The organism is Solibaculum intestinale (assembly GCF_040096205.1).
In the GTDB taxonomy this organism is placed as follows: Bacteria; Bacillota; Clostridia; order Oscillospirales; family Acutalibacteraceae; genus Solibaculum_A; species Solibaculum_A intestinale.
This window is the reverse complement of the sequence record NZ_JBBMFD010000001.1, coordinates 200,248-213,012: the sequence shown is the minus strand read 5'-3', so window position 1 is coordinate 213,012 and position 12,765 is coordinate 200,248. Positions and strand designations below refer to the sequence as shown.

Here is a 12,765-nt window from a genome sequence, read left to right as displayed (position 1 = left end):
TTTCCTTGCGATATGACTACTATAAGCCGGCGCCTATGCGCGCAGCCGGAAGGTTTTCGGGGAAAACCGGTAGACTAGAACGCAGGCCACCACACAGTACAGAATGCAGAATGCAATGCACAGCGCTCCGAAGACCAGGGTGGGCATTCGCAGCTGCATCAGGAAAAAACAGACGAAATAGGTGGCGGACAGCACCATTTGATAGGTTCCGCTCTTCATTTCGGTCCCCGCGTTATAGGGCTGCAAGAGATAATAGATGGTGAGATAATGCACCGAGAAAAAGACGCTCATGGAAAGAATGGAGACGAAGAGCACCCCGTAGTTGAGCCAATGCTCCGTCCCTCCGGAAGCATAAAGCAGGAGCGCCAGACCAGCGCCGACCACAAAGGCCGGAAGGAGGTTGATCTTGATGATTTCCCGCAAGCGAATGCGAAACAGCTTGAGCACCAGATTGGGCTGCTTATAGAAGGAATAAGTGAGCAGACTGTGGTCGCAGTTCATAAACAGCGCCTTGGTAAACCCCGTTCCCCGGTTGATGGCGTACATGATGAAAACAAAGTAGGGCAGAAAGGTCAAAAGCAGTTCATTGGACTTCTCCTTGATCTCGGGCACCAGGTAAAAAGCCAGCAGGATTCCCAAAACCAGGCACAGGCAGACCACCGCAATCCGCTTGGAGGATTTCCAAAGGATTTTCTGATGGCGCTTGATAAACAGCTCGTTTAGGTATTCAAATCCCTTTCGTCTGCTGGTAATGCTGAAATCCGCGGAAATGACCTTTTGGGTCGTCTGTCTGGATTTTTCTTTGGCTGTGTCCATCTGCTGCATGGACTGCGCCAGAATCTGCTGGTACATTTCCCGGTATTCCCGGAAGGTAACGATCTTATAAAGCGCAGCCCCGCCCAAGAGGATGGAAAGCAACATCAGCACCGCCACCGCCGCAGACGGAACCACCACTCCAAAAGCGGGCAGGCCATAAGCGGCCGCCAGCAAAAGAACCATACCGATCCAGGCGTATTTGGTCAGGCCGTTTTCGTTGGCGGCTTTTCCGGTTTTCTCGTAGTGGTACAGGGAGGAGGCCGCCATTGTCAGCTTCAGTCCTACCACAAAGAACGGAATAAGAAGGCACTGCCAGACCGCAACCCCCTGCATAAGGCCAAACAGGAGGCCGCAGAGAAGAAACCCGAGAAACACCTTCAAAAGGGCATATCCGTAGTTTGCCAGCGCATATTCCTTCGCGTCCATGCGCATGAGAATCATAGCGTAGTACTTATCCCGGCTGGGGTTGAACAGATAGGTGTTGGCAAAGGAGCCGATGACGGTCAAAAACAGAAGGATATGTAAAAACACCTGCTCCGGCACCGCCGTTTTATAAAGAAACCCGACTCCCGTCACCATGGTAGCGAAGTAGAGAAGCTTGCCAAGGAAAACCGAAATCACTTCCCAGACGGCCGACAGGACATTGGCGAAAATTTTAAGACCGCGCACCTGATACAGGGTTTGAGGAAGAAGCCTTTTCAAAAGCGGAATCTGCTTGAGGGAATAGAGAATGCTGTTGACCCGGTAAGTGTTTTTCAGGGAAAAGGAGATTTGCAACGTTCTATTCATGGCCTTCCTCCCGCAATACCGCGAGGATCTTGTCCTTAAATTCACGGCTGTCCAGGTTTGCCTGGTCCACCACCTCCAGGATTCCGTGGTTTAAAAGGACAATTTCGTCGCACAAGTCCAGCGCCAGGTCCATAATGTGGGTGGAAAAGATGGTGATGCGCCCTTTTTTCAGAGAGCGCAGCAGCTGCTTCATCTCCTCCGCCACCACTACGTCCAGGGAGGTGAGCGGTTCATCCAGAAGAAGGAGATTCGGCTGGGCGATAATATTGATGAGCATCTGCATCTTGTTTTTCATGCCGTGAGAATAGTCTTTTAATAGCTTATCCCGGTCCTCCGGCTCGATGCTTATCTCATCGAAGTATGCGTCGATGGTCTTCGGATTTTGGATGCTTTTTTCGTTGATATCCAGAAAAAATTTCAGGAATTCCCGGCCGGTGAGAAACTCGGGAACGGCAGGGGTGGACAGCACATATCCCACGTCCTGGGCCTTCACCTCTCTACGCGTTCCATCCTCCTGCAGATAAAAGCTTCCGGCATCGGTTTGGATGTCCCGGTTGAGACAGTTGAACAGAGTGGTCTTGCCGGCGCCGTTTCTTCCCAGAAGGCCGTAAATTTTACCGCTTTCAAAGGTGAAATCAATGTCCCGTAAGACTTCCTTTTTCTCAAAGCGTTTGGAAAGATGTTCAATGATCAGTTTCATGCTTTTCTCCTTTCGGTCTGCGCAGATACAAGGTTTCTTTCGCTCCTGCGCCGATGCAGAAGCTTCAAAGGAAACCGCATGCAAAATCGAGATTACATTTTCTTTTCATATCGGACCCGGCAGTAGATGCCGTATCCTTCCACAAACAGGTACGCAGCCACCAGCAGCAACACCGCCGCCAGATCCACTCCCATCAGTGCAAAGGAAACCATCAGCGCGCCGAACACGTAGGTCATCAAGTCGAAGGCCTTCGCCTTGGCCAGGCTTGCTAGCATCACATTGCGTTCGTCTTTAGCGTCGATCTCCCTTTGCCTGGCGACTTCAGGGCTGTTTTTCATCACCCTGCGCTCCACGGCCTTCCCCATTCCGTGCCCGAAGATACCGCAGCCGAAGCCGGTCAGAACATACGGCAGCACCCGCATCATCCCTTGAGGCTCTTCGATGGTTTTGAGCAGCAAAAATCCCGCCGCCAAGAGCAGAAGCCCAGCTCCGGCCAGCCAATAAGCAGTTCCCTTCTTTTTCATACCCCATCCTCCTCATAGATAAAGATGTCTTCAATGTGCATGTCAAAATACCGGGCGATTTTAAACGCCAGAAGGATGGATGGGTTATACCGACCGTTTTCCAGGGAACCGATCGTCTGCCGCGATACCGCGAGAGCGCTGGCTAACTCCTCTTGCTTGATTCCACGGCTTTTGCGTATCTCCTCGAGCCGGTTTTTCAAGACGCTTCCCCTCCTTCCCAGACGGAAAGTTTACTTTCCATATCAAACAGTATACCTCATTCTGGAAGAATGTCAAGCACACTTTCCGTTTTCCTGCAAAAAACACCCGCAGGCGAGTGTCTGCGGGTGTTTCATCCCGGCCGAGAAGAGGTTTTACATCGGGCTTCCTGGTATCCAAAAATATGGGCGCGCTCCGTTTTTCTTTTTATTTCACCGCCAGCGCCCCCAGCAGCCGTTCCCGATCCTGTTCCAGAAGAGGGCGCATGCTGTCCGCATAAAACGAAAAATCCGCATTTTGGAGCGCCAATGCAATGGTTTCCCGCAATCCGGGTTTCCACTCTGCAATTTCCGTAAGCGCCTTGATGCATTGCCTTGCAACGATCGGCTTTTTGTCGGAAATGAGCAGCGCAATCCGGCCGAACCGTTCAGAAATCAGATTATTGGCATCCCATCTGGCGTTGGCAGCAAGAAGAAACATTCCCCTTACGCGCAGATAGGAGTTTTCGCTTTCCAGGAGCGCAAAGAATTCCCCCATATGAGGATAAGCCATATCGGTTTCGCAGCTTACCTCCAGCAGCGTACTCATAGCCGCACAGCCGACCTTCGCATTTTTAGAGGAAAGCAGCGCCACCTGCTCTTGCACAAATGCCTGCGTCATACCGTATTCCCCTTCTCCTTTGTTTTGGTTTGCATCCGGCCTTTCCAGACAAGGCCGCGCCGGTATATTCTCCTTTATCATAGCGGATGCCGGCAAAGATGTAAACAAAAAAAGCGGACACCGCCTGCATGCTGCGTCGGTGTCCGCGGAAAGTGCCTCTTGTTTCGTTGACCGGCATGGGAAAGAAGGCAGGGCTAACGGGAGCTTCCCGCATACGCGGTTTCCTTCCCATGAAAGTACCGGTGAACCAGCTCTTTGCCGCCTTCCTGTGCCACCACGCCGTTTTCCACCCGCACGGCATGGTCGCAGAGAGCTTCGGCACAGCGCAGGTCATGGGTGATGGTAATCATGGTATTCCCGCTCTGCTCATGGAGCCGGTTTAGAATCTGCACCATTTCTTTTAGCCCGGCGTAATCCTGTCCTACCGTTGGTTCATCCAGAAGGAGGACGGATGGATTGGATGCCACCGCCGCCGCAATGGACACCCGGCGCTTCTGCCCTTCTGAGAGGGAGTGGGGATGCCGGTCAGCCAGATGGGTGATGGAAAACAGTTCCATGATTTCCCGGGCGTGCTCCTGAGATTGGGCACCAAAGGCGATTTCCTGCCAGACGGTGGGCATAAACAGCTGATAGTTCGGGTTTTGATACACCACGCCGACCCGTTTGAACCAGGCGCGGGTTCCTTTTGGCTTCTGGCCAAGACTTTCCTCGATTTCCTGCGTAATCTTTCCCTTTGTTGGGGAATAAAGCCGGGCAATCAGGCGAAGAAGGGTCGTTTTTCCGCAGCCGTTTTCTCCCAGCAGCAGGACCCGTTCTCCTTTTTTGATATCAACGGTAATGTCTTTAAGGATTTCCCGTCCCTTCACGGCAAAGCCGACGTGATGAAGCTGAAGGATTTGGCCGGACGGACGGATCGGGCGGCACGCATCCTGGATAATTTGAGCCTGAGAGGAAAGGTACTGCGTCTTATTTTCCACCCTTGATACCCGGCCGGACCGAATGCTCCATACGGTATCTACGAAGGGAAGCACCAGGTCGAGCCGGTGCTCCACCACCAGTACCGCGTAACCGGATGCGGCAAGCTTGCGCAGGGTGTTCATCAAAAGTGCCGCCCCGGGACGGTCAAGATTGGCAAGCGGCTCATCGAGAACCAGGATTTTCTGCCCGGTGGCAAGGGTGGCGGCGGTAATGAGCCGCTGCTTTTGCCCGCCGGACAGGGTTCTGGTCTTCCATCTGGGCTCGAGCTTCATCTGGCGGCAGGACCAGTTGATGGCAGAGACAATCCGCTCATGGGAAAAAGCGAAGTTTTCGCAGCCGAAGGCGATTTCGTCCTCCACCAGCTGCTGGATGATCTGCGCCTCGGCATTTTGCAGCACCACCCCTACCTTGCGGCACACCTGGCTCATATTTGAGCTGCCGATGTTTTCGCCGCCGATGCGCACCTCTCCGGTCATTTTCCCAGGGGTGACGTTTGGGATTATGCCCGCAATCAGAGAAAGAATTGTACTCTTCCCCTCTCCGGAAAATCCCGAGAGAAGGGCGATTTCTCCATATTCGACCCAGAGGCTGGCGTCCTTAAGCACCTTTTGCTCGTAGCCTTCATAGGAAAAGGTCACGTTTTTCAGTTCAATTGCCTTCATAGCACCACCGCCAATACCGCGCCCGTCAAAACCAGCAGGAAAAAAAGAAGGTCCACAGGCCGCAGGTTCACCGTTTTATACACCGAGCAATCCGTTGCTTCTTTGGTAAAGCCCCGCGTTTCCACCGACAGGGCGAGGGTATCGGAAATATTGACAAGCCGCATAACCAACGGAATCAGAAAGGCGCGGTAAAAAATCTGAGGGCTGAAAAAGCTGCCGGCACCCCGGGTTTTCATGGCCTCGCGTACCTGCCTGACCTCCCCGCCGAGCAATGGGAAAAAGGTGAGGGTGATCATCATGCCCAGAGTAATCACACGCGGAACACGCAGGGTAGAAAAATTGCGCACCAGATCAATCGGCGGCAGAGCAAGCCCTGGAACCACCGCCACACAGATAGCAAGAATGCGGTTAACTGCCGCATACGTCGCCTGCACGTCCTTGGAAATGGCATAGGTAATTCCCGCCAGAACGGCGCACAGCAAAGCAGCGGCCGGCAGAACCGCCAAACAAGACCTCCAATAGCCGAACGCCAAAAACAGCATCCACATCCCGCTCAGGAACCAAATACAAGCGGCGCTTTTCGCCGTAATGAGTCCAAACACGAGGATCACGATGGAAGAAACCAGCCCGATCACCGGGTAAATCGGACGTTTCACCAATAATTTTTCGCTCACTTTTTCATTGCTCCCGACTTTTTAAGTTCCCTGGAGATTTTGATGCCGATCCAGGCACCCAACGCCGAAATCGCAATGACCGCCAGCGTCATCAATACCGTAATCCACGGTGCGTTCGTAGCCACTGCAACCATTGCTTCCCTGCCGAAAAGCAAATTATAGAGGAAATTAAAGGGCAGAGAAAGGGGATTGTAAAGAAGTACCGCCAAAAAAATTGTGCTGTCCTTCTGGTAGCCGCGAAAAACCAGGATTACCAAAAGTTCAATGAGAAGGCCGATCACGATATTGGAGAAAAACATCGGCGGCGCCATCAACAGCTGAAAAAGACCCGTTAAGAGGGAGAGGATAAAAAGGGAACCGGATTTGCGAATTTTCATCAACCCAATAGCAAAGAAAACCGAAATCTGTAGTCCCGTTACCACCTGAGCGATACCGAAAACCACTGTTTGCAGGCTGGCAACCAACGGCATGACGGCGCAGGTGCAAAGTGTCACCGCCGAAATGATAGCCAGGAACACAATATCTTTTACAGAAAATGGTTGCAAGATTTTTTCTCTCATTTGGGATTCTCCAATCTCTTTTTCTCTTTGTTTGTCTCGATCACATGGCGGATGGCTGTAATAGGGTGATGAAACAGCATCCGCGGACCGGAAAAACGCATGACCTGCCGAATTTTTTCCCGCATGTCCGGCCGATAGCAATGCACCCGGCAATTTGAACAGAAGGTTTTCGTCTCCATGAACGGACAGATGTCGCTTCTTTTTTGGGCGTAGGCATTCAACTGGGCGCACTCCGGACACAGGCCTTTTTTGCCGGAGTGTTTTTTACGGCAATAGTATGCGATCATTTGGGAAACCAGTTCTTTTTCCCTTTCTCGTTTGCTTTCGATATTTTTTGCCATTTGTTTTTTCTCCTATGCTTGGTTCCTTTGTTCCGCGGTTTTTCTCAGGAAAACACGGCTTTCCTTTTCCATATCATATCGAGCACTCCGAGATTCTCCGCTTCTTTATCCTACGCAATCGGTCGGCGTAAGATAACTGGTTTCCTTTTTGATGAGAAGCACATTCGCCAGTTTTAATTAGCTTAAGCTAACCATTCAGCAAACAAAAAGCCGCATTCGGCTTTGATTTGATAGGTACCTTCCGCTTCGATAAGCTAGTAAAACAAAAGAGCGTTTCAAATAGGTTAGCAATAGCTAACCTATTCTTCAAAAAAATACCCTTCCCCAAGGCTGAATTCATTTTACCGCAAAGAGAAAAAAGTGCCGGAATACACAACCCATTTCCGTTTGCTTCGCCTAAAAGGAACGAAACAGAAAAAGACATTTTTCCTGATTGCGGAAAAACCATCGAACTTTGTACGAGAGAGAAAAGCTCTTTTGATAGATAGTATAGCATTCCGTTTCTTTTCTGTAAAGGAATTTTTCTGGCAAAAGGACGGGGAAAATGACAAGCTTTTCCCATTTGACCCTCCAGCCCGGACGGTTAACCTGCAAAAACAGCGGCTCATTCAGAAAGGACAACCCTAAAAAAACTTTGCAGCGTCATTCCAAAATGCTTGATTGGACACGAACATGACTCCATACGAACCTTTCTGATCGGCTCCCCTTTCGCTTTCTTCCTCCGCCGAGAACCGCATATCACCACAGTATAGTGGTATGCAGTTCTACAGGTATCCCATAGAAGCTCATTTACCAAACAGCGAAAACCCCTTCTTCTCGTACGGCTCGCTCTTAACGGAAACCACCCGATACCCCATTGCATCAACGGCTTCCTTGAGCTTAGTTTGGTCGATCTCCCGCTCTGCGAGAATGATTGTCTGTCCCTTGCTGTGGGAAGAGGTCACCTTTTTCACCGGGAACGCATTTCGAACCGCATCATTTACATGGCTTTCGCACATTCCGCATTGCATTCCGTCGATTTGCAAAGTTATTTTCGTCATGAAGCTCATCCTTTCTCATCTGGTTATGATACCTTGGGTTTTTATGGGGCCTGTAAAACCGAATGGCAGGAAAGAAATCACAAATTTAGTTAGCAAAAACTAACCTTTTGTCTCAAAACAGCGGATACCTTTCCAACACGAATGGCATCCGCTCATCTTCGGTTGCATTGTAGCACCGCATGGCTGGTCTTGTCAAGTTGCGGGTGCAAAAATTGCTGTGATGGACAACCCTCACGGCGCCCGCTTAATGGACTGTCAGACAAAGAAACGCCAGCGGCAGATACATACACAATAGAGAGAGCCTCTGCCACAGGCCTTCCCATGCAACAACCGTACCTTGATATGAAGGTTTGTCTGCGAGAATAAACAACGTAAAAAACAGTACGGCCAAAAGGAAACAGACAAGCGAAGCCACTCCCCATACTGCGTAGTTTGTCTGAAAGAAATAGAGACTGACCAGCAACGGTGCAAAGGTCAAAAACAGAAAACCAATGGCCGAACTGTATCCGTGGACTTTTTCCTTTCTGGTATTCATCTGTTTGGTTTCCCCGACGGAAAAGAACCCCGCCAAGATACATGCGCCTGCGGCGTAAACGGCCACAACGGCAAATAACACGGCGGCAAGGAAGGCGGACTGTTCCGCGACCAGATGGTATATTTCGAAATCGCAAATTAGAAGCAGAAAACCTAACGCCACAAGCCAAATCTTGTACAAAAGGCGAAAGGGCGCTCTGGCGTTTCCCAGCACGCTCATTACTTGTATATGATGACGGTATCCGTGATACGCCGGTGCCAAAAGAAAAGGAATCAGCAAATCGGCAGCCAAAAGGAAAGGGAGAATCCATCCCGTGTTATTCGCCATGGTTGTGTCCCCCGTCCCATTGTCCTAGGCCTTTGAGGATTTTGACTGCAACCTCTTTCATCACATCAGCCTTTACCACTGCCAGTCCCTGTTCTTCATCCCCCAGAACAAGTAGGGTATCCCCGGGATGAATGTGAAAAAGCTCTCTCGCTTCTTTGGGGATGACAATCTGCCCTCGTTCCCCAACCTTAACGGTTCCAAAAATGTGCTTTCCTTTCGGCATCGACATAATGGCCCTCCAAATTCATACTTTTCATATCTATATGAAAAGTATATCTGCAAAAGTACCCATTGTCAAGCATGCCTTTTCTCCGCCCACCTATCGACAAAGGCGGCATCCATTTTATGATGCCGCCTTTGTCGATGGATTTGTCAGGGGCGCTGGCCCATACCGCCTTCCAGCGTAAGTGTCTCGCCGGACATGTATTTGAAATCAGGAGAGCCCAGCAGCACGCAAACGCGGCCGATGTCCTTTTCCGGATCGCCAAAGCGGCCCATAGGAACTGCCCGCAGGTTCTTTTCATAGGCTTGCGGATAGGATTCCCGGAAATTCTCCAGCTGAGAGGTCATCGCAAGAGGGCAGACCACGTTGACATTGATGTTGTCCTTTCCCCACTCGGTTGCAGCGACGCGGGAAAGTCCGCGTATCCCTTCCTTGGCAGCGGCATAGGAAGCCTGGCCTGCATTTCCGAAGAGCCCCGCCCCGGAGGCGAAGTTGATAACCGAGCCCTGCGTCTTTTTCAGGTGCGGATAGCATTCCCGCATATAATAAAAAGTGGCGTAAAGCCCTGAATAGATTCCCAAATCGAAGTGTTCCTTCGTCTGCATGGCCAGCGGAATTCCGGAAGCAGACGCCTGGGCGTTGTTGATGAGGACGTCGATGCGGCCAAAAACCTCAATGGTTTTTTCCACTACCTGTTTGACCCGTTCCTCCGATTCGTCCTCTGGGTTTACATCGGCCTGCATCGGCAGAACCTGAATGCCGTAAAGCCGCTCCAGCTCCTCTTTGGCGTCCAGAAGCTTCTGCTCATTGCGTCCGGTCAGGACCAGGTTGGCCCCTTCCTTTGCATAAGCCACCGCGATTCCGTAGCCGATGGACTTTGCCTTTCCGCCGCCGGTAATGATGGCGACCTTTCCGTCAAATATCCCCATAGTTACACCTCCGATATTTTCAATAGGATATGCGGGAAACCCAAGATTATGATAGCACTTGTGAAAACATTGTCAATCCTTGTTTTTGCACTGGACCGTCCGTTTTTCAATGACCGGCGATCCTATGGTGACGGCTGAATCGGTCCTTTCTCAGCCCAGCGCCACATCCAGCACCATCATAATCAGAAAGCCTGCCATTACGCCTAGAGTTCCGCTGTTGGAATGCTCGCCCAGATGGGCCTCCGGAATCAGCTCCTCCACCACCACGTACATCATGGCGCCGGCAGCGAAGGACAGCAGCCATGGCATCAGCGGCTGAATGGTTCCAGCAATCAGTACCACAACGATACCGAAGACAGGCTCGACCATGCCGGACATGCTGCCGTAGAAAAAGGATCTGCCCGTAGAGACGCCTTCCTGCCGAAGCGGCAAAGCAACGGCAGCGCCTTCCGGGAAATTCTGAATGCCGATGCCGAGGGCCAGCGCCGCTGCGGCGGACAACGAGGCGGCATCCCCCGCGTGTTGGGCGGCCAAGGCAAAGGAAAGGCCTACCGCCATCCCCTCGGGAATGTTGTGCAGTGTGACTGCCAGGACCAGCAGCGTCGTCCGTTTCCAAGAGGAGTGAAGGCCCTCCGGCTTTTTCGCGTCCAAATGCAGATGGGGGAGCAGGACATCCAGCCCCATCAGAAAAGCAATCCCCAGAATAAAACCGCCTGCCGCCGGAATCCACCCGATTCCGCCGGTTTCCTGCGCTTCTTCAATGGCCGGGATCAGCAGGCTCCACACGGACGCTGCAATCATCACTCCCGCCGCGAAGCCGAGAAAAATACGTTGAATCCTGGTGCTGACCGTCTTTCGAAAAAAGAACACCAGGGCGGCACCCAGCGTCGTCATTAGGAACGTAAAACCGGTTCCCAGCGATGCCCATAAAACCGCCTGCATCCGAATCCCTCCTTACTACAACTAGAAAAAAACAGCTGCAATAAATACCTATCGGGTGATGCAAAACGCCTCAAATCCGGGATAGACAGCGCTTTGCCCCAGTTCTTCCTCCATGCGCAAAAGGCGGTTGTACTTGGCCACCCGCTCGCTGCGGCTGGGAGCTCCGGTTTTGATCTGGCAGGTGTTCAAAGCCACCGCCAAATCGGCAATGGTGGTGTCCTCCGTTTCCCCGGAACGATGGGACGCAATAGCGGTATAACCGGCCTTGTGGGCCATTTTGATGGCTTCCAGGGTCTGCGAAACCGTGCCGATCTGATTGAGCTTGATGAGAATAGAATTGCCGCAGCCCAGGCGGATGCCTTTGGCCAGGCGTTCGGTATTGGTCACAAATAGGTCGTCCCCCACCAACTGGACCTTTTTACCCAGTGCCTTGGTCAGCATCTGCCAGCCTTCCCAGTCTTCCTCGTCCAATCCGTCCTCAATGGAATAGATGGGATAGTTTTCACAAAGTTTCGCCCAGTGGGCGGTCAGCTCCACGGAAGTAAACCGCTTGCCGCTCTTGGGCAACCGGTACTCTCCTTTCTTTTCCCCTTTCCATTCGCTGGAGGCCGCGTCAATGGCCAGCACAAAGTCCTTTCCAGGCTCATATCCTGCCCTCCCAATCGCTTCCACAATGTACTCGAGGGCTTCCTCATCTCCGGCCAAATTCGGGGCGAATCCCCCTTCATCGCCAACAGCGGTAGCAAGACTCTTAGATTTCAGGAGAGCCGCTAAAGCGTGGTACACCTCCGCGCACCAGCGCAGCCCTTCGCGAAAGCTTTGCGTCCCAACCGGCATAATCATGAATTCCTGTACGTCCACCGTGTTGGCCGCATGGGCGCCTCCATTTAAAATGTTCATCATGGGAACCGGCAGCCGGTTTCCGTTGACTCCGCCCAAAAAGCGGTAAAGAGGAAGGTGCAGCGAACAGGCTGCCGCCCTGGCGCAAGCGATGGAAACGGCTAGAATCGCATTGGCGCCTAGATTGGATTTGTCCTTCGTCCCGTCCGCCGCGAGCATCGCCTGGTCCACTTCGTAAATGTTGCCGGCGTTGCGTCCCTTGAGGGAGGAAGCAATCACCGTGTTGATATGCTTCACCGCCTTGCAAACCCCTTTGCCTGCATAGCGGCTTTGGTCCCCATCCCGCAGCTCCAGCGCTTCGAATTCTCCGGTGGAAGCGCCGCTGGGAGCGGCGCCCATGCCGACCGTCCCATCCGCTAGCTGTACCTCCGCTTCTACCGTAGGGTTTCCTCTGGAATCGAGGATTTCCCGTCCGGTGATCCGTTCAATTCGTAAAGTTTCCTTCATACGGCTTATCATCCTTTCCTCAAAAGAACATTTTCCAAACCGTTACTTCAAATGTAGTTAGTTATAACTAACTACATTTGAAGTATAGCATACATTCTTTCCAAAAACAAGGGCCAGGTTTTGTTTGCAGGCTGATCGGGTGTAGGTTCCATCACGGTTTTTCCGTCTCTGCAAGCACATGGGAATTTAGTTAGGTATCTACCTTTCTTTCATTTTGAAGATCGAAGCCAGATATTCAGCAGCCACATAAAGGTACAACCTATTCCGACATTTTTCTCCGACGAGCTAAACTCGGACAGGCCCATTCGCTTCTGCACACGCTCGAGCCCTTCCATCCCAGCGATAAACCGAACGGATTTTTCTCCGTTCAACATATCCATAAATGCGATTTATCTGCACAGCACCTCAGCAGGTTCCCGGTTTTATCCATATGGGCAAAGAAAGGCGTCTTATTTGAGACGCCTTTCTTTGCCGCCCTCGCGCATGCATGGCGAAGCGGTCTGAATTCTTCCGATTTCGG

The 12,765-nt window shown here is 51.8% G+C and carries 16 protein-coding genes; all 16 read right to left on the bottom strand.

Annotated elements, in window-relative coordinates:
- Window positions 1–33: 33 nt before the first annotated feature.
- The 16 genes from WMO26_RS00965 to eno all read right to left on the bottom strand — a co-directional run bounded on the left by WMO26_RS00965 (window position 34) and on the right by eno (window position 12,245).
- A complete protein-coding gene (locus WMO26_RS00965) occupies window positions 34–1,605 on the bottom strand; it encodes a hypothetical protein (protein WP_349217667.1) in 1,572 nt (523 codons plus the stop codon).
- Complete coding sequence (locus tag WMO26_RS00960; protein ID WP_349217666.1) at window positions 1,598–2,305, bottom strand: ABC transporter ATP-binding protein; 708 nt, start codon at window positions 2,303–2,305, stop codon at window positions 1,598–1,600. The genes WMO26_RS00965 and WMO26_RS00960 overlap by 8 nt, the downstream gene beginning before the upstream one ends.
- A gap of 92 nt (window positions 2,306–2,397) precedes the next feature.
- Window positions 2,398–2,829 carry a hypothetical protein gene (locus tag WMO26_RS00955; protein ID WP_349217665.1) on the bottom strand — a complete coding sequence of 144 codons (432 nt, stop codon included), beginning with the start codon at window positions 2,827–2,829 and terminating at the stop codon, window positions 2,398–2,400.
- Complete coding sequence (locus tag WMO26_RS00950; protein ID WP_349217664.1) at window positions 2,826–3,029, bottom strand: helix-turn-helix transcriptional regulator; 204 nt, start codon at window positions 3,027–3,029, stop codon at window positions 2,826–2,828. The genes WMO26_RS00955 and WMO26_RS00950 overlap by 4 nt, the downstream gene beginning before the upstream one ends.
- Before the next feature lie 205 nt (window positions 3,030–3,234).
- Window positions 3,235–3,687 carry a SufBD protein gene (locus tag WMO26_RS00945; RefSeq protein WP_349217663.1) on the bottom strand — a complete coding sequence of 151 codons (453 nt, stop codon included), beginning with the start codon at window positions 3,685–3,687 and terminating at the stop codon, window positions 3,235–3,237.
- A 194-nt stretch (window positions 3,688–3,881) separates the two neighbouring features.
- Window positions 3,882–5,327 carry an ABC transporter ATP-binding protein gene (locus tag WMO26_RS00940; RefSeq protein ID WP_349217662.1) on the bottom strand — a complete coding sequence of 482 codons (1,446 nt, stop codon included), beginning with the start codon at window positions 5,325–5,327 and terminating at the stop codon, window positions 3,882–3,884.
- Window positions 5,324–6,001: an energy-coupling factor transporter transmembrane component T gene (locus WMO26_RS00935; protein ID WP_349217661.1), complete on the bottom strand. Its 678-nt coding sequence runs from the start codon at window positions 5,999–6,001 to the stop codon at window positions 5,324–5,326. Before WMO26_RS00935 ends, WMO26_RS00940 begins: the two co-directional genes overlap by 4 nt.
- Window positions 5,998–6,561, bottom strand: coding sequence for an MptD family putative ECF transporter S component (locus WMO26_RS00930; protein WP_349217660.1), 564 nt, complete (start codon window positions 6,559–6,561; stop codon window positions 5,998–6,000). Before WMO26_RS00930 ends, WMO26_RS00935 begins: the two co-directional genes overlap by 4 nt.
- Complete coding sequence (locus WMO26_RS00925) at window positions 6,558–6,902, bottom strand: nitrous oxide-stimulated promoter family protein (protein ID WP_349217659.1); 345 nt, start codon at window positions 6,900–6,902, stop codon at window positions 6,558–6,560. The genes WMO26_RS00930 and WMO26_RS00925 overlap by 4 nt, the downstream gene beginning before the upstream one ends.
- 187 nt (window positions 6,903–7,089) lie before the next feature.
- Entirely contained in the window at window positions 7,090–7,464 is a 375-nt protein-coding gene (locus tag WMO26_RS00920) for a hypothetical protein (RefSeq protein WP_349217658.1), read from the bottom strand.
- 223 nt (window positions 7,465–7,687) lie between these two features.
- Window positions 7,688–7,942 carry a heavy-metal-associated domain-containing protein gene (locus tag WMO26_RS00915; protein ID WP_349217657.1) on the bottom strand — a complete coding sequence of 85 codons (255 nt, stop codon included), beginning with the start codon at window positions 7,940–7,942 and terminating at the stop codon, window positions 7,688–7,690.
- Between the two features lie 244 nt (window positions 7,943–8,186).
- Window positions 8,187–8,804, bottom strand: coding sequence for a DUF998 domain-containing protein (locus tag WMO26_RS00910; protein ID WP_349217656.1), 618 nt, complete (start codon window positions 8,802–8,804; stop codon window positions 8,187–8,189).
- Complete coding sequence (locus WMO26_RS00905) at window positions 8,794–9,033, bottom strand: AbrB/MazE/SpoVT family DNA-binding domain-containing protein (protein ID WP_349217655.1); 240 nt, start codon at window positions 9,031–9,033, stop codon at window positions 8,794–8,796. Before WMO26_RS00905 ends, WMO26_RS00910 begins: the two co-directional genes overlap by 11 nt.
- A 143-nt stretch (window positions 9,034–9,176) precedes the next feature.
- On the bottom strand, window positions 9,177–9,956 hold the full coding sequence (locus WMO26_RS00900) for an SDR family NAD(P)-dependent oxidoreductase (protein WP_349217654.1): 780 nt from the start codon (window positions 9,954–9,956) through the stop codon (window positions 9,177–9,179).
- Between the two features lie 150 nt (window positions 9,957–10,106).
- Entirely contained in the window at window positions 10,107–10,898 is a 792-nt protein-coding gene (locus WMO26_RS00895; protein WP_349217653.1) for a ZIP family metal transporter, read from the bottom strand.
- Between the two features lie 48 nt (window positions 10,899–10,946).
- The gene (gene eno / locus WMO26_RS00890; RefSeq protein ID WP_349217652.1) at window positions 10,947–12,245 is read right to left on the bottom strand and encodes a phosphopyruvate hydratase; all 1,299 of its coding nucleotides are present in this window, start codon (window positions 12,243–12,245) and stop codon (window positions 10,947–10,949) included.
- Window positions 12,246–12,765 lie beyond the last annotated feature (520 nt).